The following is a 24883-nucleotide window of genomic DNA, read 5'->3' on the forward strand; positions in this document are numbered from 1 at the left end:
AAGTACTTGATTCACCCGCTGCGCAGCGATTCGGGGACGGTGGAAGCCCGGAGGCGGCATCAAGGAAAGGCAGTCCGGAGCCGATCTCGTTAGGCCAAAAGAGGGCGTTCGCGCGTGCGTGCGGATCGTCAACTAGGGTGGAACCGCGGGTGCGCCATGCTCTCGTCCCTAGGCATCGAAGCTCGATGCCTATTGGGCGGGAGCTTTTTACGTTGATAAAGGAGATGGATGGGAAATGAGCACGAGCAAAACGATGGAGCAAGTCGTCGCGCTGGCCAAGCACCGCGGATTTATTTTCCCGGGCTCGGAAATTTACGGCGGTCTGGCGAACACGTGGGATTACGGCCCGCTGGGCGTCGAGCTGAAAAACAACATCAAACGCGCCTGGTGGAAAAAATTCATCCAGGAATCGCCGTACAACGTCGGCCTGGACGCCGCGATTCTGATGAATCCGCGGGCGTGGGTCGCCTCCGGCCACGTCGGCAACTTCAACGACCCGATGATCGACTGCAAGAACTGCAAAGCCCGCCACCGCGCGGACAAAATCATCGAAAACGCTCTCGACGCCAAAGGCATCGAAATGGTCGTCGACGGCTTGTCGTTCGCGCAGATGGCCGAACTGATCAAGGAGCACCAAATCGTCTGCCCGGACTGCGGCAGCCGCGATTTTACCGACATTCGCCAGTTCAACCTGATGTTCAAAACGTTCCAGGGCGTCACCGAGTCGAGCACGAACGAAATTTATTTGCGTCCGGAGACGGCGCAAGGCATTTTCGTCAATTTCAAAAACGTGCAGCGCACGATGCGCAAAAAAATGCCGTTCGGCATCGGCCAAATCGGCAAAAGCTTCCGCAACGAAATTACGCCGGGCAACTTCACGTTCCGCACGCGCGAGTTCGAGCAGATGGAGCTTGAATTTTTTTGCAAGCCGGGCGAGGATCTGAAGTGGTTCGAATACTGGCGCGGCTTCTGCCGCGACTGGCTGCTGGCGCTGGGCATCAAGGAAGAGAGCATCCGCCTGCGCGATCATTCGGATGACGAGCTGTCCCATTACAGCAACGCAACGACCGACATCGAGTACCGGTTCCCGTTCGGCTGGGGCGAGCTGTGGGGCATCGCCGACCGCACCGACTACGACCTGAAGCAGCATATGGAGCATTCCGGCGAAGATTTCAACTATATCGACCAGGATGCAAGCGAGCGCTACATCCCGTACTGCATCGAGCCTTCGCTCGGCGCCGACCGCGTGACGCTGGCGTTCCTGATCGACGCTTACGAGGAGCAGCAGCTCGAGGGCGACGACAGCCGCACCGTGCTGCACTTCCATCCGGCGCTGGCGCCGATCAAGGCGGCGGTGCTGCCGCTGTCGAAGAAGCTGGCCGAAGGTGCCGGCAAAGTGTTCGCGTCGCTGGCGGCCGAGTTTATGGTCGACTACGACGAAACCGGCTCGATCGGCAAACGGTACCGCCGCCAGGACGAAGTCGGCACGCCGTTCTGCATCACGTACGACTTCGAATCCGAAACCGACGGCCAAGTAACCGTGCGCGAGCGCGATTCGATGACGCAGGTGCGCCTGCCGATCGGCGAGTTGAAGAGCTATTTGGCGGAACGCGTCCGCTTCTAAAGATTGTTATGGAAACAAGGCACCGATCCGCGAGGAATCGGTGCCTTTTATTTGTGCGCTATTGAACAGTACTGCTACGCACTCGTAACGTACGAGTCACCCGAATTTCCGGATATCGTTCCGACACCTCTCGTTCTTCCAGTTAATGAATGCGTTCATGCAAATCGATGCGTTCAAAGCTATAAATCCAATCGGATTGACGGTATTGCCCCGTCGCTCCAGTTTCATATCCCCCACGAACCCCTATGCTCAAATAGTTCTGGAGCAAAAAGGTTGGAGGGCCGATCAATGTTGTCAGGTTAAACGCCCGCCCGCTCCATTCCATGTCATTCATAGGAGCGTCTCACCTCTCTCTGTTTGACTGGGGCGAAATAGACCATGAAAAATGGCTTATTGCCCCCATTTCGGCCGTCTCATCAAAAATAGCCAGTGAAATCACTGGTTATTTCGGCCAAACAGCCTCAATCAGAGCAGATCGACACGAATAGCCAGTGAAATCACTGGCTATTGCCCATTTTAGTAGAAATAGGCCTCGAAAAGTGGCTTATTTCGCTTCGGGCCCGTTTGTGCGCATTAAATTGAAAACAAGCGATGGATCTCCATCGCCGCACTATCGTGCTCGTTACTTCAGTTCATATACGAATCTTTGTTGAACTCTCGTTACCGATCGGGAGTGGTTTTTTTGTTTTGTCGGGTAATATATTTGTGTAAATCCTCTGGGTTGTAAATCGGAATGAAATACCGATCTTACAGTCGATTCGATGACGCAAGGCGTCCAGTCGCTCGGATAGCTGTTTAAACTCATCCGGAGATGATGGTGGCAAGGACATTTGTACCCCTACCATTTTCATTTCGATAAGATCAATGGTCGAGACCTCCACAAGATCATCCACCCTCATTGCCTCCTTAGATGGTTTGTTTTTAGTATTTGTAATAACTTTCAAAGCTTTTGGAATAATTTGCGGTTTATACCCATCTGAATTTTCCCTAAGGGGTCTGCTGGCATTCTCGCTCATCCATGCTCCTCCCTTCGATTTCCGCTGCATACTGTTTCCTTCCCTTATGATATCAAATAAGTTAAGCGGAACTTGTGTCATTTATTATCAACTTACAGGTGTCCAAATTTATGCGCTTTCCGGACCATTCCAGCTTTGTGTTTACTGATTTGGACGGCAATAAGGTGGGATGTCTCGCCGTCAGCCAACATACCGGGTTGCCTCCGTCGGCGGCACGCGTTGCGCTTTGCCTGCGGGGAGGCAGGATATCGCAAGTGAAACGGCGAGCGTGCCGGCGAATGCGAGGAATAGCGTCGCATACGGAAGCGCAAGGTCGGCGAAATAACCGTCTCGAAACATGGCATCGAAAATAATAGCGCTCATATAAACACCGATGGCGAAACCAAGCGTAACGCCGATTCCCGCGAGGAACGCCCCTTCCGCCAACAAGACCCCGTATACCTGCGCGGGCGTCAACCCGACTGCCCGCAGCATGCCGATCCGCTGCCTTCGCTGCCGGATGAGCCGGTACATCACGACCAGCAATCCGGTTAATCCGATGAGCATAGCGAATTGATTAAACCATCGGAATAGAGAGATAATCGCCATCATGTTGTAATAGTAGCTGTTCTCCATCTCCGCGATATTCGATACGGGAGCGATGTTAACCGCCGAAAGCGCGCTTATGATCTCCTTTTGCAGCTTCGCGTCCGGCTTCTCAAGCATGACGAGCACGGTCGAGGTGATTTCATTCTCGCCTTTTGTCAACGCGGCCAGTTCGCCTCGCTTCAACCACGCCCCGTATGATTCGGGATGGTACCCCGTTGTCTTGGCGATGCCGACGATCGTCTTCGTGATCGCTCGATCATCGATCTTGATCGTGTAAGGATCGCCGATTTGATAGATTCTCCCCTCCTCATAGCGCAGCGCGTCTTCCGATACGATCACGACCGATCCGTCGTTCGCGATTTCCGACCATGCCTCCCGGTCGTCAGCGAACCTGGCATCCCGCTTTACAAGTGGAATTCGATTCGTTTCGGCGAAACTCGAGTCGATTCCGTTCGCTTTCAGCTGGAAGGTTCCCCAATCCGTCGGCTGTTCTTTCCACGTCACTTGCTGGACGGCCGCCAATCGAACCCTTTGCCGCTCGCCCGAATATCCCGCTTCCCGAAGCTGGCGTTCGATCTCTTCGGTTTTCAACGCGCGCGGGATTCTGGCCACAAGATCATACTGTCCGACCAGCTCTCTTGGGTCGGGGCCCTTCAATGACTGCATCATTACGCTATGGTACACGATCGGCAGGCTGATGAAGCATGCAATCGATGCGAACATGAGGAGCAGCAGTCCCGTTCTCGTGCGGCTTTCGTTCAAATTTCGGAAGGCAAGGCGCAAAATCATCGTGAAGGTTGCCGACCGGCGGAATATTCGCAAAAGACCGTCGCACAGAAAACGCATGTATTGCGCCAGCAGCAAAACGAAGAACGGGACGGTGAGCAGCACGAGCACGATGACCAATCCCAAGTTATCTTCGGAAATCCATTCGCTGCGAAAATCCGGAACGGCCGTCGATGCGATAATCCCCGCAACGGCGATGACGGACAGGACGGATGCCCATGCGTTCAGAAGGGAATGCCGATGGGAGGGAAGCGTGTCTCGCGCCCCAAGCACCTTGATGATCGAAGCTTTCGCCGCTTTACGCGCGACGTTCCATACGCAGAGGAGCACGATCAGCAGTCCGATGGCGAATCCGGTCAATAATGCTTGAGGCTCGACGTAAAAGGAAGCAAACATTTCCCGGTCGAACGCAGTGCCGGTAATCATATTCCCGATGGAGAACAGCAGCAGATAGGCAAATCCTGCCCCGGCAGCAACACCGATCAAACCCGAAAAAATGCCGTACAGCAGCCCTTCCATCGTCAGCAGCGCTGTCAGATCGCGTCTGCCTAATCCGATCACCCGTAAAATTCCCATTTCCAGCTTTCGTTCGTCCGCGATCATCTTGAAAATATTCGTCATCAGCACGATGCCGATAATGACGGCGATGCCGCTCGTCAGCCCGAAAATGACCGTTACAAATGCAGCGGCATCCCGGCGCTCTTTTTCGAAGGTCGCCCGAACCGGGACTGCTCGCCATTCGGAAGGATTGCTATCGGTTACCAGCAGGTTAGTGTAGCCTTCGTCGTCCGTTCCGGACAGGAGTCGAGCGTCGTCGGCACGAACGAGCACCGTTGCGTTTGCGTTCGCGAGGCCGCGATAGCCGGTCATTCCCCGTTCCGGGACAACGTCCTTTACCGTGAAGCGATGCTCCCGAGTGCTTGCGTCAAGCAAATAAACGGAATCTCCCGCACGCGCATTCGTCGCTTTCGCCGCTCTTTCCGACAAAATCAGCTCGCTTGGCCCCAGCTCTTCCTTCAGCAGCGGCGCCAAGCCGGGATCGAAGCGGATCGCCGCTTCAAGGTCGAACCCGATGGCATGAAGATGAGTCGTGATTCCAACCCGGCCGCCTGCCTCGTCTTTCCGAATGAGTGTCGTCAAGCCGGAAACGATCGGCAACAGCTCCGCCCCTTCCGGGGTCGTGTCCGCATAGCTCGCCGTCACCTTCGCAATATCCTCGGCGAAGAAAATCGGGGTTTTCAGCATCTGTTGTTCCACGGAGGGAATGTCGAAAGCGATATTGCCGAACTGCCGTTTGACTTCGTCCTGCAAACTATGCTTCAGCGCGGCTGTCGAGATCAGCGTCATTGTCATGAGCGCCGTGCTGACGGCAAGTCCGAACGCGGTCAAGAGGGACGTTTTTTTCTGCCTCCATATGTTGCGCCAAGCCATCCTCCACAAGTGGGGTTTCCGCATCATGCCAAGCTCCAAGGCATTGATTTCTGGCGCCCGGCGGGGTCGGACCTGCGCTCGTCGACGATTTTGCCGCTGTCCATGAAGAACGTACGGTTGGCGTAGCCGGCCACTTCCGGGTTATGCGTCACGATAACGAAAGTAATGTGCTCCATCCGGTTCAGATGCTCGATCAAATCCATCACCATGGCGTTCGTCTTGCTGTCCAGCGCGCCGGTCGGTTCGTCCGCCCATACAATCAGCGGGCGGTTGACAATCGCCCTTGCTATCGCCACCCTCTGCTGCTGCCCGCCGGACAGTTCGGCCGGCCGATGCTTTTCCCTTGCACGAAGCCCGACCCGGGACAGCGCTTCGACCGCCCGCTCCCTCGCCTCCTTCGGTTTCATGCCGAGGCAGAGCAGAGGCATCTCCACATTTTCCGCCGCGGTCAGCACCGGAATCAGATTGTAAGACTGAAAGACAAATCCCATATTTTTCGCACGATACGCGTCCCGCAGCCTCGGCCGCAAGGCAGACACATCCGTCCCGTCAATCAGCACCTCTCCCTTGCTTGCGTCGTCCAGACCGGACATGCAATTCAGCAGCGTCGTTTTGCCGCAGCCGGACGGTCCCATGATCGCTATCATTTCGCCTTTGGCGATGCCCAGCGACACGCCTTTCAGCGCTTCGATTCCGCCCTCGCCCTTACCGTAGATTTTCCACAAATGCTGCACTTGGATTAACACCGACCCGTTGTCCGTTACCGCGATTCGGATCGCCTCCGCATCCGGACGATAGGCGACTTCGACCTTCCCGCCGGTCCCGCCGTAGCGGATCGCATTGCCGATCAAATTGATCAGCACTTGCTTGATGCGCGCGGCGTCGCAATACAGTTCACCGTCCCAGTCGCCAACTAACGACAAAGTGACCGATTCGGATTCGGCTTCCAGTTCCATGATCGACAGGATCTCCTGCAGCATCGCTCCAAGAGGCACCCATGACCATACCAGAGACAGCTGGCCCGCTTCAGCCAAATTCAAGTCCCGCATATCCTGCAGCAAGCGGGACATCCGTTTCGTCTCGTCCAGCAGCGGGAGCAGATTGTCCGGGGTAAGCTCCACGGCTCCCTTCAGCATCGTCTCCAGATGCCCCCGCACAATCGCTACCGGCGTTCTCAGCTCGTGCGCCACGTCCGCAACCATTTGATTACGGGCTTCCTCGCCTTTCGTCAGCTTGGCGATCAGCTCATTGAAGGAGCCGGCCACGGAGGCGATTTCGTCGTTCCTGGCGCCCGCTATCTCGATCGTCCGGAGCGAGAGGTGCGAACGGACCTGTTTCGCTTTGGCAGCAAGCTGAACCAGGCGACGGCAGTTGGTGAGCGCAATCAGATACGAGAAGCCCCCGATCGCAATCACGGCGATAAACAGCAGCACCGCTGTTACCGATAAGCTGGTATCGTTGCCGGGCAGGAATCCGAGCCCTTGGAAAAAAAAGCTCGCGCACAGAAATACCGTCACTCCAAACGCAAAGAGAACGAGACTTAGCTTCGTCTGCGCTTTCATGACGGATCGCCCATTTTGTAACCGATGCCATGAACGGTCAGAATGATTTCCGGATTCGAGAAATCTTTCTCCACTTTCTTGCGCAAATTGCGAATGTGCGTGTCGATGGAGCGCTCGTAGCCCGAATATTCTTCTCCCAGAGCGATCTCAAGCAAGTCCAGCCGGCTGAACACCCTGCCTTTATTTTTCGCCAGTGTCGTCAAAATTTTGAACTCTGTAGGCGTCAAGCTAACGGGAACGCCTCCCAAGTACGCAATGTGTCCTCTCAAATCAATCGAGATTTTCCCTCTCGTCAACAGCTGCTCTTCCTCGGGGGGAGCGACCGCTCTAACCGACCTCGTCCTTCTTAGCACCACGCGTATTCTCGCTTCCAGTTCTCTCATGGAAAAAGGTTTGGTAATAAAATCGTCCGCTCCGATCTCCAGCCCCAGCAGCTTGTCGAGCTCCTCCGATTTGGCGGTCAGGAAAATGACCGGCACTTCGGAAATGACGCGCAGCCGGCGGCAGACGTCCAAGCCGTTCATGCCGGGCATCATCCAATCGAGCAGCACAAGATCGAAGGCGGGGCCGCTTTCGAAAGCTTCCAAGGCGTGCGCTCCGCTATGTGCTTCCGTCACCCGATACCCTTCATTGGACAAGTAGGACGCGATGAACGAAGTCATTTTCTGCTCGTCATCGACGACCAATATGCGGATCGCTTCATCCATATTCGTCATGCTTCGTTCTCTCCGTATCTTCTTAGCGTTTAATAGGCTTTACATACAATATAGTGGAAAATCATCAAAGGCATGCGATCAAAATGCGAAGATTTTGCGAAGACGAAAAGAAAGACCCGCAGGATCTTCGTATTTTATTGACATCCTCTCGATCAGAAATTCATTTCCTTCCTGTAACGTTAATTCCGAAAGGCTTGAATGAATGGAGGGAGAAGGCAATTGAACATGAAGCGGTTAGGCTTGAACTATTTAGCGGGAGCGGTTTTATTCGGATCCCTATGTTTTACGGGGGTTGCAATGGCGCAGCCGGAAAAAATCTCCGTTGGATTCGAAAAGCTGCGATTTATCGTCGCGGGAGATGATCGTACCTCACAGGACGGCATGTACAACAATAACGGAACGATAGTCCCGGAATCCATCATCTACGAAGGGACGACATACGTGCCGGTTCGCAAAGTGGGCGAAATGCTGAAGATGCCTGTGGAGTGGGACGGCATTACGAAAACGGTATCGATTGGCGCGGTAACGGTCGACATCAAAGACGCGAAGGGTAGCGTAATCGGTCAAGCGGCACTTTCGCAGGGCGTGAATGGCGTGAACATCGATGTCGAAGCATCCGGGCTAACGCCTGGCAAGCATGGCTTCCATCTGCATCAGAATCCCATCGCAGGAAACGACTTCGCAACAGCGGGAGGACACTTCAATCCGCTAGGCAAAAAGCACGGGCTTCACAGTACGGAAGGACATCACATGGGTGATTTGCAAAATCTGGAGATCGCAGCGGATGGCACAGTGAAAGCCCATATGCATCTTGAAGGCGTTACGCTCGAGAAAGGGAAAGACAACTCGGTATGGGGAAAAGCCTTGATCGTCCATGCAAAGGAGGATGATGGGGTAACGGATCCGTCCGGAAATTCCGGGGATCGAATTGCAGGCGCAAGTATTGTTGAATTGGCGAAATGAGAAAACCTCTATTTTATCCATTCTGATGTGGTGACAAAAGGAAAACAGGAGGAAGGAACATGAAATTGAGGATGTTTCATTTATTGTTGGCGTTGTTATTGGCCTCCGTTAGCGTCATGCCCGCCGGTGCGGCCTCGGCGGCAGGCGAGATCCAAAAGTCTGTCGCCGTGACGGTCAACGGCAGCAAGCTGGAGGTGGAAGCTTATTTGATCGATGGAAGAACGATGGTGCCCCTACGCGCTATTTTTGAGCGGCTCAGCGCAACGCTGGAATGGGAGCCAACCACGAGATCGATTACCGCGGTAAAAGGGTCGACCGTCGTTCATTTGCAAATCGATAACGTCGAAGCAACGATCGACGATCGCACGTCGACGCTGGATGTGCCGCCGTTGTTGGTCAATGGAAGCACCTTTGTGCCATTGCGATTCGTCTCCGAGGCTCTTGGCGCTGCCGTTGACTTCGACGCAGCGACCAACACGGCCATCGTGACGACAGACGGCAGCTGCAACTTGCCCGGAGGCCAGGTGCACAGCGGCAATATCAAGCCTGGCGGTGAAACATGGGGAGTATGCGGAAGTCCTCACTTTGTAAAGGAAGACTTCTATGTGGAAGGCAAGGATAGCCCGAATCTTGTCATCGACGCGGGTGCGGTCGTGCGCTTTGAGAACGGAGCGGGCATTCTTGTGGGGCTCAATGCTCCCGGCGGGCTCTTGATCGAAGGAACGGAGAAAAATCGCGTCGTCCTGACTGCGGATACGGCAGGGGCGCAGCCCGGCTTTTGGAAAGGCATTCACTTCTACGGACAAACGGTAAAAGGCCGCGCTTCCATCGACTTTGCCCGGATCGAGTATGCCGGGGGATCCAATGGCGCCGTCACGGTTATGGCGGGAACCTCGCCCGTTGAGCTGACTATGCGCGATACGCAATTGAAGCATAATGCTTTCGCAGGCATTGAATTGACGGATAATACCCGCTTGTCTTCCCAAAGCAAAAACCTGACGATAACAGGTACGAAGACGTCCCCTGACGGCGGCGGGGCGCCAATCGTAACTGCCGCGCTCGGAACGGATAAATTGCCCGATGGCGACTATAAGGGAAACGACCTCGATGTCGTATTGATTGCAGCCTCCATGTCGTCGACAACGATCAATACCAATACGACCTGGAACAAATTGAGTATCCCGTATCAAGCCAAGATCACCGTCTATATTGACGGCCCATCCAGTCCTGTCTTGACGATTGCACCCGGTACGGAAACGATATGGGAAAAATTAACCGGTTTGGCGGCGGGCAACTACGATCGAGGCGGCTTAATCGCCAAAGGCACGAAAGATCAACCGATAACCTTCAGTTCCCAGTTGGAACGCCCCGGAAGCTGGGACGGCATCGAAGCGGGTCCTTATGTCGGCAAAGATTTCAAGCTTGATCATGTCCTCATCAAGGATGCCATTAAGGGAATCGCGTTGCCGGAAGATTTAGGGCCGATCCTGACGAACGCCACCATTGAAAACAGTAAAGAATACGGCGTCTTTATCCATTCCCAAGCAGCAACCGATTATTTGGCAGGCAATACGTTCCGCAACAACGCGCAAGACATTGGCATGCTGCAATGAACGCGACAAGAGGGACGATAAGGAGGGAATTGACCCTGAAAAAGATGCTGATCCTGTTATTCGCGGTCTTGATCTCCGGCGTTGCGAGCATGCATGCACGGGCTAACGGCTATAAGGAGATCGGCGTTGAAATAGACGGCAGCAAGCTGGATGCCGTCGGCCTTCTGGTGGAAAGCCGAACGATGGTGCCGATGCGGGCCATCTTTGAAAAACTGCAGTCCGAAGTCATTTGGAATCAGGAGAAACAGTCCGTTACGGCTACGAAAGGCACCACTACGGTCAATCTTGCCATTGGCGACGTCTCTGCTCGCGTGAATAATCGCACCCTTGCGCTCGACGTTCCCCCGATGCTTATAGAAGGAACGACGTATGTTCCGCTTCGTTTCGTATCGGAGTCGCTTGGTGCGGAAGTCGATTTTGACGCCGCTCGCAGCATCGCATCGGTCCATACAACCGGCAACGGTCCAACGAGCCCCGGTCCCGCCACGCCGCCGAAGGAGCTGTCCGCAGAACCGTTTGTCGTGAAGGGTCGGGTAACGGACAGACAAGGCATGCCCCTTGAAGGCGTCGAAATCATTGCGGATAACCAATTGGCCCGCGACAGTTATCAAGAGGCGATCACCGACGAGGAGGGGTACTATCAGATCGATTTGCCGCCCATCAATACCACATGGAACATGATCAGTTATTATGAGCATAAATTCGAAGGAACCGTACAAAAATTTAAATTGACTTCCGTTACGGATCGGCCGTTTGGGGGGAATAAAGGGGCTGTGCGGGATTTTGTCTGGGATGATATCAACGGGATGGTCATTATCCAATACAACTATCCGGATGAAGAAAAATGGCCTGGGTTTTCGCTCGATGAAGTGGAACTGACGTTGATCCCCGTGTCGCGATTGATTGACGGCAGCGAAGGGAAATTGATCCGGGAGACGACGACTTTTTCGCCGGACGGGCCGGGTCTGCAGTCGGTGCCGATCGCCAAGTACGAGATCAGCGCCAGATGGGTGCCGGACGGGATGAATCCCGTTCCGATGCTCGTATCGAAATTCGATACCAATCAATATGGCGCTTCCATCGTCACCTCCGATTTCAGCGCCGTCGTCGGCACAACGAAGCGGGTAGCGATTAAGCTTGTTTTTCCGTAGTTGGGCGAATAGATGAAAGTGAAAGGCACCGATCCTCCGATCGGTGCCTTCGTTTTGTTTACCCCATATGCATGCCTTCCAGTGCCGTATCCGGTTTGGCCGCGGGAACGGTGTCGCCTGACGGCTTGGCGCCGCGCCGCAGGAGCAGCCCGAGCACAATGCCGAACAGCGCTACGCCGAGCATGACGCGGAACGTGTAGTCGAACGCCTTGGGCGCCATCTCCAGCATAATCTGCTTCATGTCGGCTTTCTCGCCGCCCGCGGCTTGCGCGTCGGTCACGAGCGTCGTCATGTGCGTCGTCAGAATCGTCACGAGCGTTGCGATCGCCAGCGAGTTGATGACCTGCTGCATCGCGCTTGTCAGCGATGTGACGCGGCTGACCAGCTCCCGCGGCGCTTTGTTGATCAGATGCGAGTTGAGCGGCATCATCATCAGGCCCATGCCGCCGCCGGCCATGATAAGCGGCAGCAGCAAATCCGTCCGTCCCGTCGTCAAATCGACATGCGAATATTGGAAGATTGCGCCCGAGACGAGGCTTAGCCCGATGACGACCAGCCAGCGTACGCCGATGCGGTCGAACAAGTAGCCGCCGATCGGCATCATGCATGCCGACGCAAGCGCCTGCGGGAACAGGGTCAAGCCCGTATCGAATGCGCCGAAGCCGCGCGCTTGCTGCAGAAACTGCGGCAGCAGGAAGATGGCGCCGAACAGCGCGAACTGCACGATCCACTGCACGACGATGCCGAAGCTGAAGTCGACCGAGCGGAACACGCGCAGCTCCAGCAGCGGAATGCGCGCCCGCAGCTCGACGATGATGAAAATAATCATCGACACGCCGCCGACGATGAGACCGGTGAACGTTTTGCCTGACGTCCAGCTGCTTGCGCCTTCGCTGACGCCATACGCCAGCGCCGCAAACGCGAGCGGACCGAAAATCATGCCGGGCAGGTCGAAGCCCGCTACCTTCTGCTTGCCGACCTTCGGCAGCTTGCTCATCCCGACGATAACGCTGAAAATGCCGACCGGGATGTTGATCAGAAAAATCCAGCGCCACGAATGGTACTCGACCAGCCAGCCGGATACGATCGGACCGATCGCCGGCGCGAACAGGATCGGGATGCCGAGCATGCCCATCACTTGCCCGATCTTGTTCGGCGGGCTCAGCCGGTACACGTATGCCATCGCCACAGGCATGACGAAGCCGCCGCCCAAGCCTTGGATGACGCGGAAAATGATCAGCCAGTGAGCGCTGTTCGGCGTTGCGCATAGAACCGAACCGATCGTGAACAAAATAACGGAAGTCAAAAAGACGTTCTTCGCGCCGAACCGGTCGGACAACCAGCCGGCCAGCGGAATGACTGCCGCTGTCGCCAGCATATAGCCGGTTACCGCCCATTGCAGTGTCGGCAAGGTGGCGTTGAAGTCGACCACGAGCTTCGATAACGCGACATTCATCGCCGTGGTATCGAGAATGACCATAAAGACGCCGGAAATGATGGCGATGAGCGGCACCAGAATGCTAGCCATCCGGAATTCCGGCTGCTGCTGGCCGAGCGCGGCAGTTGGAGCTTGCGCCATATGTCGGTTCCTCCTTCGCATGCTCCGCGGAACATGGTATAATGATCTTATCCAGGACAATTGTCCGGCAATCGATACTAATACATTACGGACAATTGTCCGCAATGTCAAATAATTATTTTGTGAATGTTCCAGCGAAAGGGGCCGTTATTATGCAATCGCCGTCAGACAACCATCCGAACGCGCCGTCTTTTCCGGATTTGCTCCGCTGCGATGCAATCGCGGCCTGCGGCAAGCGCGAGATGCGCGACGAGGAATACCGTCGGCGCATTCATTCCGCCACTCGCGAGCTGCTGAACGAACACGGCATCGATTCGATTACGATGTACCAGATCGCCCAGACCGCCGGAATCGGACAAGGCACCTTGTACCGCCGCTACGCTCACGTCGGCGAAGTGTGCACCGACATGTTGAAATCGACGACCGGCCAATTTCTCGACAGTCTCGACAACGTCTCCGCAACGGCGGCAACCCCGCTGGCGCAGCTGGAGGAGACGATCGAACGCATCATCGATTACGTCGACGGCAAGACGGCGCTGTTCGCGGCCATCAGCCAGCAATACGCCGGCAAGAAGAGCTTCCTGCCGCACAAGCAGCCGATCGCGCAGAAGCTGCATGCGCTGCTGTCGTCCATGCTGCAGCGTGCGGTTGACCAGGGCGAGGCCGTGCCGTGCGACGTTCCGCTGACAATATCCGCCCTGCTGTCGACGCTCGCGCCGGAGAATTATATGTACTATCGCGATACGCTGGGCTACGACAAGGACCGTTATACCGCCGGCCTGCGCCGACTGTTCATCGACGCGCTGCGCAGCGCCAAATAGAAGCCATCCCTTAAGCAAAAACAAGCGCCCCGGACGGAAGTCCGAATGCGCCTGTCGGTTACTGCGGGTTGTCCTGCTTCGGTATTTTGTTCAGGCTGGGCGGATAAGGCGCCGACTTGTTCGCCTTCAGCGTGTCCATGTCCTTCTTGGCGAATTTGTTCGTCCGGAATGCGGGCGGCTTCTTGTTCTCCACTTCCTTCACCTCCGTCTATAGGATGCTCCCGCCGCCGCCCGATTATGACTGCTGCTATAGTCCCAGCGAGACTAGTCCTTCGCCGGCGCGCGCTATAGGCTTGCGGGCCGTTCCCAAACTGCCGCGGAACGCTTATCCTTAGTACTGGCGCGGTATTTCAGCCGCGTCCGTACCTCTACATAGAAGCGGAGACCACCAACATGAGACCTATTCGAACAATCATTGCCGCACTGCTCGTTGTAAGCTGCCTGCTTCCATTCGCCTCACCCGCTGCTTCCGTCCAGGCGGCTGCCGCGGGAACCGCCGTCTTCAGCGACATTCGCGGCCACTGGGCCGAACAAACGATCGGGAAACTCGCGGCGCAAGGGCTGCTCGACGGCTTCCCGGACGGTACGTTCCGTCCCGACGACACCGTAACGGCCGACCAGTTTATCAAAATATTGCTGCTTTCCTTCTCCGAGCTGTACCCGAACGGAGAGCGAAGCTGGACGAGCTCGTTCCTGTCGCGCCTGAGCCCCGCCGGCCAGCGGGTGATCCAGCAGGATTACCGCGATTTTACGTTCCGGCCGAATACAGTCGGCTACTGGGCCAAGCCATACATCGATTTGGCGGGTGATCTGAACCTGATCGGCAAAAGCCAGTTCGCGGATTACAAAGCGAGCCTGAAGCGCGAGGACGTCGCCGAGATTCTTTACTATACGATCAGGGAAACGGAATATGTCGAGGACGAAACGTACAGCCGTTCGCTGGCATCGGCGTTCGGCGATTTCCAGAGCGCAACCGCGCGGCAGCAGAAGTTTATCGCCGAAGCGACAGCCAAAGGAATTATGGAAGGTTATCCGAACGGTTACTTCGGCGTCGGTCGTTACGTAACGCGGGCTGAGGCGCTGCGCATTCTCGAGCGGCTGACGGTGAAGAGCGCGCGGGTCGACGCGCAGGGCGGCGACAATACGTACGTCAAGGTAGTGCCGACAAGGGACGGCAGCTACAAGAAGCTTGTTTTCCCCGACCGCGCGATGATGGACGCCTACGGGGTCATGGAGGAAGCCGGCAAGCTCCGCGGCACGAACTACGACCTGGAGGAAACGACGCTGCGCCTGTTCAAGGATGCCGACGCCAAAGCCGCGGCGCTGAAAGGCGGCACCGACGCGGAGCGGTTCGCCAACGAAACGACGCTGTGGCTCGATCCGAAGTTCAACACGTACGGCGTCACGATCCGCCTGCAGGATGGCGTGCTGGCACGCAATACCGAAAGCATCCGCAAGTTCACCGACTTCATCTTCGGCTACAATGCGGATACGTTCTACAACGCGTTCGCGAATATATGCGGGCTGATTGCCGCCGGCAAGCCGGTGGAGAACGCTACGCTGACCATCGGCGATTACGCCGTGGAAACGAGCGTACAGCCGGACGGGCAAACGGTCGTGTTTTCGATCCTGCGCAAATGAACGAAACGGAAAGCGCCCGCGAAGCGATTAAGCTTCGCGGGCGCTTTCGTTGGCGCGGGCTATTTTTTCGCCTGCTTCCAATCGATGCTGCTGTTGTTTAACAAATATTCAAAATCGTTTTCCAGCCGCTTCTGCTCCGCCTTTCGCCGCTCTTCGGCTTCCTGCCGCGCCCGTTCCTTGCGCTGCTCTTCCGCCGCTTTCATCTCGTCCGCCTGCGCCTTCAGCTTGCTGACGACCTCGGGGCGCAGCAAATCTTTCAGCATCGGGACCTGCTCCGGTCGCTCCGGCTCGCGGGCGTGCGTGCGCGTCGATGACGGGCGGTGTTTTTTCGGGGACATCCGTCTCACCTCGTTGCTGCGTAATGCCGCTATTATAGCACAAGCGGGCGGCTTCGGCTCGCACACACGCGGCGGCAGAGGCGGAATTGCGAAGGTAACAATGCATTCGGATGGTAAATGTTAGGCGATTTCCGAGCAATGGTTTCGCGGCGCTCGTTTTTCTGAGCGATGTGCCTATATGCGCAATGCTCAGAAAAACTGCGGCCGAGCTGCAACGAGCAGGCGTCACGCCCTGCCCTCAAAATAGGCCATAAAAAATGGCCTATCCGCCCCTTTTTACTCGGTTCGTCCGAATTAGCCAGTGAAAACACTGGTTATTTCGGCCAAACAGCCCCAAAATCGCTCTGGCCAGACAAATAGCCAGTGAAATCACTGGCTATTTTCATGAGACTGGCCATTTTGGTTGAAATAGGCCATGATTTCACTGGCTATTTTCGCCGCAACGGCCCCCCATCCGATCGATGAAGTGAGGAGAAGGAGCGAGGGCCGACGGCAAACCCTCTCTCCCGTCGTTGCCAGGCTCGCGGGCATCCTTCGACGCTAACGCAGCAACTCGGCGATCGATACGACGCCGCCCGCCGCGATCGATCGATTGGCCGCGTCGCCGATCAGCAGCGACATCGCGCCCGCCCGGCTGCCGGCCTGCTGGCCGAGCGTGTCCTCCACGTCGCCGACAAACAGCATCCGGCGCAGTCGTTCGTCGCCGCCGCCATGGCCGCCCGCAACGACGGGCACATCCACAAGCTCGATTGCGCCGTCCGATTTGACGATGCGAATCGTGTGGTTTGCCTCCGCCGCCAGCTCGGCTTGCGGGCCGCGATACAAATTGGCGAGCTCCATCCGCCCTTTGCTGCCGGTAACGGTTGCTTTCCAGCCTTCGACCGGGCTGTAGGCGACCAGCGAATAGGTCAGCAGCGCGCCGCTTGCGTACCTGACGTTCACCGACATCGTATCGTGGATGTCGATATGCTCGCCGAACACGCAACGGTCGCGGATATAGCCATCCTCCCCCTCCGCCTGCAAATAGTAGCGGCGCACAAAGTCATCCAACGAGCCGTCCCAATACAATTCGCACGTGCGGTCGTATGCGCATGTCAGACAGCGCTCCCCCCGCTCCTCGCGGGTCGGCCCGTAGAAGCGGCGGTCGCCGAACGCATGCACGTCGCGCGGCTCGCTGCCCAGCCACCAGTTGACGATATCGAAGTGATGCGTCGACTTGTGTACGAGCAGGCCGCCGCTGTTGGCGAGCTGCGCATGCCAACGGCGGAAATAGTCGGCTCCGTGCTGCCGGTCGAGAAACCATTCGAGAGCGATATGGGAAATGTCGCCGACGGCTCCGTCGCGCAGCAGCTCCTTCACCCGGGCAAAATACGGCATAAACCGCATATTGAACGTCACGGTTACCGATCGTCCGGTCCGCTCCTCGGTTTCCAGAATCGCCCTGCACTTGCCGGCGTCAATCGTCATCGGCTTCTCGGAAATGACGTCGCAGCCCGCTTCCATCCCCGCGATCAAATACGTATGGTGCGTGGCATCCGTACTCGCCACGAGCACCGTATCCGGCTTGGCCTCGCGGAGCATGCGCCGGAAATCGTCATAGACCGGGATGCCGTACGCTTCGCCCAGCAGCCGGGCGCGCACGAGATTGCTGTCGTATACGCCGACGGGCGCAACCAATCCGCGCAAATCCTCCGCGAACGGCTTGGCAAACATATGCAGCGCTCTTGCTCCAGCGCCGACCAGGGCAATTTTTTTCATGGAGGCACGGATGGTCATGGCCGCGTCCCTTCCACCGCGCCGTCGCCCGGAGCGGGAACGCGATAGCGCAGCCGCGCGATCGCGAGCGGCGGGAGCCGCAGCTTCCCGCCCGCCGTGCCCGCGTCCGCGTCCAACTCCGGCTCCGCCTCACGCAGCGGCGCCTGATAGTGCGCCGCCGCCAGCACAGTCGCCGAGTCGAGCCGAAGCCCCGCCAATACGGCTCCCACCAAGGCGACTTCGGCCGGCCGCTCGTGCGAGCGGTTGCCGACGAACAGCCACAGGCTGTCCGGCGTGCGCAGCGCAAGGACGTCCAGCTGCGGATAACCGTCGGCCAGTTCGCCGGCAACGACGCGCACCGGCACGACCGCTCCCGGAAAGGCCGGCCGGTACAGCCGGTATAAGGCTGCCTGCGACGTTTCGTATACATGGCCGCGTTCGTTGCGGACGATGCCCATCGGGTTCAGCAGATGGTAGAACGTCGCCGCCTCCACGTCGGGAGCCTGCCGCGCCATCGCATGGATCATGCCGGCGTAGAACAGCGCGTGCTGCGCGTCGTCGGGCTCGTAGAACGAGCCGTCCCACGTCGTCGCCCGCATCCAGTAGTTCCATTCGGTCAGCGCGACAGTCGCCGCCGAACCGTTTTTGCGGCAGTCGCCTATCATCGCGGTCAAATCGTCCATCACTTTGTCGACACTCTGCACGACGTTAAGCATCTGCTCGTGCGGGTTGTCGTACCACTGGCCTTTGTAGCGGTTGAGCGACAGCACGTCGAACAGCCCCAACGCTTCCGCCAGCAGCGTCTCCCGCAGCGGCGTGCCCGGCTGCCCGGCGATGCCCATGCTAAGCGGCTCGCCGAGCGCAACGATCCGCGCCCGCGGGTAGCTCGCCCGGATCCGCGGGACATACTCCCGCAGCGCCTGCACGTACATCGGCGCCGTCATATGGGAGATTTCCCATGCGCCGTAATGCTCGTTGCCCATGTGGAAATAAATGACGGGCGCTTCCCTCCCCCTGCTGCCGTACCATTCGGCGCAATATGCCGCCAGTTCGCCCGCTTCTTCCGGCGTGCCGCTGCCGATGTTAACGGTCAGGAACGGCTGGATGCCCATTTCGCCGCACATCGCCAAATATTCGTCCGTGCCGAAATCGTAGTCCGCGCGCGCCTTGCCGACCGGATCGGGCAGCGAAGGGCGCAGGTATGCGGGGCCGGTGCCGAACTTCCAGCGATAGTTCGTCGAAGCGCAGCCGCCCGGAAACCGCAGCGTCGACAGCCGCAGCGAACGAATGCGCTCGAGCGTCTCCGCGGACAGATGCGGCTCGCCAACCGGGCGCAGATGCGCCTGGTCGATCATCACCGTACCCGTCTTCGGCAGCAAAATCATCAGCACCGCGTCGCGATCGTCGGCGGGCGCGCGGAATGTCGCCGTATACCGCTTCCAGTAAGCGGCGTCAATCGTCAGCTCCACTTTCCCGTAATCCGGCTCGCGTGCCGCCGCCGGCCGCAGCATAATCGACAGCGTCGCCGGTTGGTGGCGCACCATCGCCCACAGCTCAAGCTCCAGTTCCTCCCCCGCTTTGACCGTGATGCCCTTCTGCACGATGCCGCCGGATAACGCCCCGGTGTAATTGTGAATCATTTGGCATTCGGCGCCCGTCAGGCCAAGCCCGGCAATCAGCTTGCACTGGACCGACATATGGATGCCATATGACGTCCAGCCCGGGGCAATGCCCGTCTGGGCGTCGGCAGGGCCGCAAAACTTCGGGTTGTCGAGCCGGTCGGACAGCATGGCGCCGGTCGTCCCGAACACCATCTCCAGATTGAAGCCAAGCAGCGCTGCCGATGCGACCGGCCCGCTCTCCGCGCCGATTTCGATCGTATGATGCGGATTCGTCATGGTGTGCGTTTCCTCCCCGGCATAAGCGCCGTATCGTTTGGCTGGCCCGCAGCGGGCTCATTGCTCATTTGCTCCATTCCCACGGCATCATCGCCGGCTGGCCGAGCTTTTCGTACCGGAACAGCTGCCGCGCTTTGGCGGACAGCCCGTCGTACGTCATCTGCGGGATGGAGATGCGCGAGCCGTAACCGAACCAGCTGCGGCTGTAGATGAGCGCCACGTTCGTACGGGCGGCGTTTGACCGGTTCGGCGTGCCGCGATGCCACATCCGGACGTCGCGGATCACTATCGAGCCGGCGGGCATCAGGACGCGAACGGAAGGCAGCGACTGCGCCGCCCGGTTGATGTCGATGTGCGGATTGACGGTGTCGTAAATCGCGTTGTGATTTTCCCGGTCCGGCAGCAAGTGTGTGCCCGGCCATACTTCCAGCGGCCCGTTCTCTTCCGTAGTGTCGACCAGCGGGATGTTGACGACCAGACAGTAAGCCGGCAGCGCCACGGACAAATCCGCAAACAGCGGATCGTTGTCGCTGTGCACGCGCTGGTAGTCCGATCCCGGCATCGGCGTATCCGACGCCAGATAGACGCAGCGACAGTCGCTGCCGAGCAGCTTGTCGACGATCGGAATGACGAGCGGATGCGCGATAACGGCTTCGTCGATGAAGGGTGCCGCAAACGGCAAATGCATCTGCGCCCGGTTCGTCCCCGTGTTATAGCCTTTGCGGGCAATGTAGTCGGCGAACAGCGGCTCGAACGACGTGCGGACACGCTCCAATGTCGCTGCGGCCAGCGCTTGCTCCAGCACGACATAGCCGTTCGTGCGGATCTGTTCCAAAGCGGATGCATAACGGTCCGGCTGCAGCCGGCAGGTCGCCCGTTCTTCTGCTGACAGTTTCATGGCGGCAGCGATCGCTCCTTGTTCGGTGGTTTGAAAAGACGGCTTACGGCCCGCTCGTTTCTTTCAGAAACAGATCGTCCAGAAATGCCACTCCGTTCGTGGACTGATCCGTTTTGAAAAATATTTGCGCATTTGCGGCATTCGCCGGCGCTGTAAAGGTCTGTGTGTATTTCGTCCAGCCTGAATTGTTGGCCGTTTGCTGCCACTGGTAAACGATCGTGGAGCCGGCGCCGTCGATCAGCCGCACGCCGAGATGCACCGCGCCGGTCGTCGACAAGTTGCGCACCCAGCCGCTCAGCTCGTAGACGTGCCCCGGGACCACAGCGATCGAATCGGAGTCGATCACGTTCCATGCGTTGCCCGCATCTGGCCGGATGCGCGCCGAACGGCTGCCGCTGTGCACATACTGCGCCTGCCCTTCCCACAGTCCGGCGCGCAAGTTCCATCCGGCCGGTTTGCCGCCGCCCGTTGCGGCGGTTTCAAAGCCGGGATTCGGCGCCATGTTGCTGTTGGTCGCAACGGCCAGCGTCAGCGCGTCGTAGATGTCGACGGACCCAAGCTGCGGCCGGATCGTCACCGCGTACACGCCGTCGGTGACGGTCGCTGCGGCGTACACCGTGCCGGTTACCGTGCGCTGCTCGTTAGCGGCGAGCGCAACGGCGGCGTCAAGCTGGACGGTAAAGCCCGCGGGCGCCGTAACCGGCAAATCGACGGCGATCGGTGCGTCGGATAAATTCGTCAGCTGCACGCCGAACGTCTGGCCGTCGCCGCCCGGCCGCACCGTTACCCGATCGGGGGCAAGCGCTGCACAAAGCTTGATGTCCCGCTCCTTCAGGTACACATCGTCAAGGAATGCAACCCCGTTCGCCTGCTGATCCATTTTGAAAAAGAGTTGCGCATTCGCGGCGCCCGCCGGCGCCGTAAACGTCAGCTCGTACCGCGTCCAGCCGGAGTCGCCGGCCACCGGCTGCCAGTCGTAGCGGATCGTCGCTCCCGCGCCGTCGATCAGCCTTACGCCCAGATCGACCTTGCCCGCCGTCGCCAAATTGCGGACCCAGCCCGACATCGTGTAGCGATGGCCCGGCGTCACCGCAATCGAAGCGGAGTCGATCACGTTCCACGCGTTGGCCGCATCGGGCCGGATGCGCGCCGAACGGCTGCCGCTGTGCACATACTGCGCCTGCCCTTCCCACAGCCCGGCGCGCAAATTCCACCCGGCCGGACCGGCGCCGCCCGCTGCGGCCGTCTCGAAGCCGGGATTGGCGACGGCGCCGTTGTCGACGGCGATGCCAAACGGCAGCGCATCGTACGGCGTGCCGTCGACGATCGGCCGGATGGCCAGCGCGTAAACGTCGCCGGTTGCGTTTGCCGCAACGTACACCGTGCCTTGCACCGTCCGGCGTTCGCCGGCGGCAAGCGTCACCGGCGAAGCAAGTTCGACAGTGAACCCGTCCGGCAGCGACGTCTGCCACACGATGGCCGCCGAAGACGCTGAATTGTTGCGCAGCTCGACAGCAAACGGCACGTCGTCGCCCGGCGCCACCGTCGCGTACCCCGGCGTCAGCACAGCGTCGACTTTGCCGACGACGACGATCGGCTGTTCGCTCGTTGCGCTGAAGCTGGAGCCGTCGTAATCGAAATCGGCTTGCACCTGCAGCGGATACGCACCCGGCGCCACGCCATACGGCAAGCTAAACGACAGCGAGTACACACTTTCGGTCACGCCCTGCAGCGTGCCGATCGCCGCCTCCGCCGGCGGCAGCCCGAACGCCGCGGGGTACGTTACCGTCAGGCGCACCTGCTCCGCATCGACGTTCGTGGTGCTCGTCAGCCGCACGGTCAGCTCGTTCGCCGCATCCGCAACGACAGTGCCATTCTCCACCTCGATCGCCTGGCGGATCAACGACTGCACGATCGTACGCAGCTTGCCCGCCGCGTCGTCGATGACGGCCAGCAGCTCGCTGCGCTTGTACGCCAGCGCCGCGTCGCTCTGGCCGTCGACCCACGCTCGCAGTGCGGCCAGTTCGTGCAGCTGCCCGGCGCTCGCCGCAAACGCGAGATCCGATTGCGCCGGCGGCGTTGCCGCTGCAAGCCAGTCCCGCACCGCGCCCAGTTGCTGAGCGATCAGGGCCGTTTGCTCCTGCCAATGGGCAGACGCAATCGTATACACCGCATCGGCGACCGCCGCCCGCGCCGCTTCCGCGTCGGACGACAGCGGCACGATCCGGTAGACGAACGCCTCCTCCGCGCCCAACGCAACCGGCAGCGTATCGTCCAGCCCGCCGACATGCGCCGCCGTATCGCCGCTGTCGTCGCCGTACAGCAGCTCGGCGCGGTAGCCGGCGAACGGCAGCGCGATCACGGCCGTCTGCCGCTGCTTCGTCACGTTCACGGCCACCGCGTAATACGCGTCGCCGTCGCCGCTATGCCACAGCCCCCAGCGCACCGCTTCGCCATCCGCGCCGCCGACACGCTCGGCGGTCGTCGCCAGCTCGGCGACAACGCCGTACTCCTCGCCGAACCGGACCATGCCCGGCCAAAGCGCGGAGCCGCTCATCAGCCAGCCCGGATCGCTGAACGAATAGTAGCCGAGCCCTCGGCCGCCGGCGAGCAGCGACTGGTACGCCATGTTGCGGATTTCGCCGATAGTCGGCAAATACGTCCAGCGCGGATTGCTCGGCATCTGGAACGCCTGCAGCGCTTCCCACACCGGCTTCTTGCCGCCGACGGCAGCGTTCGCCGCCGCCATGGCCGGGCCGATGGCGGACAGCGGCTCGTCCGGCAGCGGATACACGTCGATGCCGAGCGCGTCGACGACTTTGCCCGTATCGGCGTAATGCTCCGCCCGGCTCTCCATGATGAAGACGGGATGCGCCGGGTCGATCGAACGGATCAGCTTGTAAGCGTCCGTCAGCTCCTGCGGATCGATGCCCCGCTCGTTCGGCTCGTCGATCACATACCAGCCCAGCACGGCCGGGTGGTCGCGATAAGCCTCGACGGCCTGCTCCGTATAAGCGAAGTTTTCTTTGACATACCCGTCGACATACAACGTCACCAGCACCTTCAGGCCGTTCGCCTGCGCCTGGTCGAGCTGGCTGCCCAGCTCGGGCAGCGAACGCGTCCAGTCGCCCTGAACGGCGTTGACGCCGATTTGGCTCATCAGCGGATAAGAGGACTTCGGCACGTGATACATGAAGACCGGGTAGAACGGCTCGCCGTCCACCTGCAGCGTGCCGTCCTCGGCCAGCATCGTCGGCCGCTCCCAGCGGTAAATGTCGGTCGTCGCCGCAGCGAGCACATTGTCCGCCGCATCGCGCAGCACCGCCTTGACGCGGTACGGGCTGTGCAGCGTCATCCCGCCCGGCGCAAACGCCGCCGATAACTGCGCCGCCGCCGGCATGCCCGTTTTCTCAAGCAGCGTCTGGCCGCCTTCCGGGTCGTAAATCCACAGATCGACCGTACGGCCCGCATAATCGCCGCCGGGAGCATTAACGGCCACATCGACCGTGCCTGCCGCCGCTTCGCTCTCGTAGAACACCTGATCCGGCGCAAGCGCAAGCAGCGGATTCGCTGCCCGCACCAACCGTGTCTCCGCGTCGTCGTAAGCGACGGCGCCCGCGCCGTACAGCCGCACGAACAGCTCCGCCGACTGCGCCTCGGCCGGCGCCCTGATCCGGTAGACGACCTGCTGCCAGTCGCCGGTCAAGCTGTCCGGTTTCAGCTTGTAAGCGTAGTCGCCGGTAATCCATGTCTCCGCGCTCGGCGTCTGCGCCGTGTAAAACTCGACTTTAAAGCCCGGGCTTCCGGTCGTGGCGCCGACCCGCTTGATCCAGACGGAAAATTCGTACGTCGCACCTTCCTCGATACCCGCAACCGACTGCTTCACCCAAGGGTTCGCGGTTGCGGAGCCTGTCGCGATCGTGACGCCGTATTGCCCCGACCGGGCCGCTTGCGCGCTGCGCTCGACCGTGCCGCCCCAGGCGCCGCCATACGGCGCCCAGCCTGCCGCGCCGCCGCCCGCCTCCGTCTCGAAGCCGGCATTCAGCAGCGCGTTTGCGCCGCTGCCGCCCCCGGCAACTTCAACCGTCCCCGTCTCCGGCGCCGACGACTGCGCGCCGTTCGCGGCTGTCACTTCATAGCTGTACACCCCGGCCGGATACGGCGCTTCCGGGGCGAAGACGAAGCTGCCGTCCGCGTTCAGCCGCACGGCGTCCGGCGTCGACGAAGCCGTATACACGTATGTGCCGAACGTCACGCTGACATCCGTCGCCGCGTAAACCGCGCCGACGATCGCGATTTTGCCGCCGTCATACACGCTCGGATGGGCGTAAACGACCGCCGGCACGGCATCCGGCGGCACGGGGTCCGCATAAGCGGGCCGCGTCGGCCCGAACCCGGCCGCCGCCAGCGCAACCGTCAAACATACGACCAACATCAAAGCCACCTGGGAGCGAAACTGATTGATCCCTCGCATAAATATCCTCCTCACGACTCGATTCCCCG

At 59.2% G+C, this 24883-nt stretch carries 18 protein-coding genes; 6 read left to right on the forward strand and 12 right to left on the reverse strand.

The genetic code is table 11. The annotated features are described in order from the left end of the window. Nucleotides 1–235 precede the first annotated feature (235 nt). Nucleotides 236–1624: a glycine--tRNA ligase gene (locus tag EXY20_RS03520; RefSeq protein WP_135547743.1), complete on the forward strand. Its 1389-nt coding sequence runs from the start codon at nucleotides 236–238 to the stop codon at nucleotides 1622–1624. Between the two features lie 142 nt (nucleotides 1625–1766). Here EXY20_RS03520 and EXY20_RS03525 read toward each other — a convergent pair whose 3' ends face one another. From EXY20_RS03525 to EXY20_RS03545, 5 genes are all read right to left on the reverse strand, one after another. Continuing rightward, complete coding sequence (locus tag EXY20_RS03525; protein WP_135547745.1) at nucleotides 1767–1958, reverse strand: hypothetical protein; 192 nt, start codon at nucleotides 1956–1958, stop codon at nucleotides 1767–1769. Nucleotides 1959–2256: 298 nt separating this feature from the next. Then, nucleotides 2257–2640 (reverse strand): hypothetical protein, encoded by a 384-nt coding sequence (locus EXY20_RS03530; RefSeq protein ID WP_135547747.1) that lies wholly within the window; start codon nucleotides 2638–2640, stop codon nucleotides 2257–2259. Between the two features lie 180 nt (nucleotides 2641–2820). After that, complete coding sequence (locus EXY20_RS03535; RefSeq protein ID WP_135547749.1) at nucleotides 2821–5472, reverse strand: ABC transporter permease; 2652 nt, start codon at nucleotides 5470–5472, stop codon at nucleotides 2821–2823. Beyond that, nucleotides 5469–7007, reverse strand: a complete 1539-nt coding sequence (locus tag EXY20_RS03540; protein ID WP_135547751.1) for an ATP-binding cassette domain-containing protein — start codon at nucleotides 7005–7007, stop codon at nucleotides 5469–5471. The genes EXY20_RS03535 and EXY20_RS03540 overlap by 4 nt, the downstream gene beginning before the upstream one ends. After that, nucleotides 7004–7723, reverse strand: a complete 720-nt coding sequence (locus EXY20_RS03545) for a response regulator transcription factor (RefSeq protein WP_235885337.1) — start codon at nucleotides 7721–7723, stop codon at nucleotides 7004–7006. Before EXY20_RS03545 ends, EXY20_RS03540 begins: the two co-directional genes overlap by 4 nt. 225 nt (nucleotides 7724–7948) lie before the next feature. On the opposite strand from EXY20_RS03545, the gene EXY20_RS03550 reads away from it, so the two are divergent. The 3 genes from EXY20_RS03550 (at nucleotide 7949) to EXY20_RS03560 (ending at nucleotide 11450) form a co-directional block, all read left to right on the forward strand. Continuing rightward, a complete protein-coding gene (locus tag EXY20_RS03550) occupies nucleotides 7949–8686 on the forward strand; it encodes a superoxide dismutase family protein (RefSeq protein WP_135547753.1) in 738 nt (245 codons plus the stop codon). Between the two features lie 59 nt (nucleotides 8687–8745). Further along, complete coding sequence (locus EXY20_RS03555; RefSeq protein ID WP_135547755.1) at nucleotides 8746–10299, forward strand: copper amine oxidase N-terminal domain-containing protein; 1554 nt, start codon at nucleotides 8746–8748, stop codon at nucleotides 10297–10299. 89 nt (nucleotides 10300–10388) lie between these two features. Next, on the forward strand, nucleotides 10389–11450 hold the full coding sequence (locus EXY20_RS03560) for a stalk domain-containing protein (protein ID WP_167858960.1): 1062 nt from the start codon (nucleotides 10389–10391) through the stop codon (nucleotides 11448–11450). 58 nt (nucleotides 11451–11508) lie between these two features. On the opposite strand, the gene EXY20_RS03565 is transcribed toward EXY20_RS03560, so the two are convergent. After that, nucleotides 11509–13029 carry a DHA2 family efflux MFS transporter permease subunit gene (locus EXY20_RS03565; protein WP_207671217.1) on the reverse strand — a complete coding sequence of 507 codons (1521 nt, stop codon included), beginning with the start codon at nucleotides 13027–13029 and terminating at the stop codon, nucleotides 11509–11511. A gap of 152 nt (nucleotides 13030–13181) precedes the next feature. Between EXY20_RS03565 and EXY20_RS03570 the strand changes: the two genes are divergently transcribed. Further along, nucleotides 13182–13850: a TetR/AcrR family transcriptional regulator gene (locus EXY20_RS03570; protein ID WP_167858961.1), complete on the forward strand. Its 669-nt coding sequence runs from the start codon at nucleotides 13182–13184 to the stop codon at nucleotides 13848–13850. 58 nt (nucleotides 13851–13908) lie between these two features. Here the strand turns inward: EXY20_RS03570 and EXY20_RS40225 are convergent, their stop codons facing one another. Next, complete coding sequence (locus EXY20_RS40225; protein WP_268965920.1) at nucleotides 13909–14043, reverse strand: hypothetical protein; 135 nt, start codon at nucleotides 14041–14043, stop codon at nucleotides 13909–13911. 200 nt (nucleotides 14044–14243) lie between these two features. On the opposite strand from EXY20_RS40225, the gene EXY20_RS03575 reads away from it, so the two are divergent. After that, nucleotides 14244–15491, forward strand: coding sequence for an S-layer homology domain-containing protein (locus tag EXY20_RS03575; RefSeq protein WP_135547761.1), 1248 nt, complete (start codon nucleotides 14244–14246; stop codon nucleotides 15489–15491). A 59-nt stretch (nucleotides 15492–15550) separates the two neighbouring features. Here the strand turns inward: EXY20_RS03575 and EXY20_RS03580 are convergent, their stop codons facing one another. The 5 genes from EXY20_RS03580 to EXY20_RS03600 form a co-directional block, all read right to left on the reverse strand. Next, nucleotides 15551–15829 (reverse strand): YqkE family protein, encoded by a 279-nt coding sequence (locus EXY20_RS03580; RefSeq protein WP_135547763.1) that lies wholly within the window; start codon nucleotides 15827–15829, stop codon nucleotides 15551–15553. Nucleotides 15830–16369: 540 nt separating this feature from the next. Then, nucleotides 16370–17605 carry a Gfo/Idh/MocA family protein gene (locus EXY20_RS03585; protein WP_235885338.1) on the reverse strand — a complete coding sequence of 412 codons (1236 nt, stop codon included), beginning with the start codon at nucleotides 17603–17605 and terminating at the stop codon, nucleotides 16370–16372. Further along, complete coding sequence (locus EXY20_RS03590) at nucleotides 17602–19482, reverse strand: hypothetical protein (RefSeq protein WP_135547765.1); 1881 nt, start codon at nucleotides 19480–19482, stop codon at nucleotides 17602–17604. Before EXY20_RS03590 ends, EXY20_RS03585 begins: the two co-directional genes overlap by 4 nt. 64 nt (nucleotides 19483–19546) lie before the next feature. Continuing rightward, nucleotides 19547–20380, reverse strand: coding sequence for a phytanoyl-CoA dioxygenase family protein (locus EXY20_RS03595; RefSeq protein ID WP_135547767.1), 834 nt, complete (start codon nucleotides 20378–20380; stop codon nucleotides 19547–19549). Between the two features lie 43 nt (nucleotides 20381–20423). Then, nucleotides 20424–24854 carry a carbohydrate binding domain-containing protein gene (locus EXY20_RS03600; protein WP_135547769.1) on the reverse strand — a complete coding sequence of 1477 codons (4431 nt, stop codon included), beginning with the start codon at nucleotides 24852–24854 and terminating at the stop codon, nucleotides 20424–20426. Nucleotides 24855–24883 lie beyond the last annotated feature (29 nt).

The organism is Paenibacillus cymbidii (genome assembly GCF_004764705.1).
Classification (GTDB): Bacteria; Bacillota; Bacilli; order Paenibacillales; family NBRC-103111; genus Paenibacillus_AN; species Paenibacillus_AN cymbidii.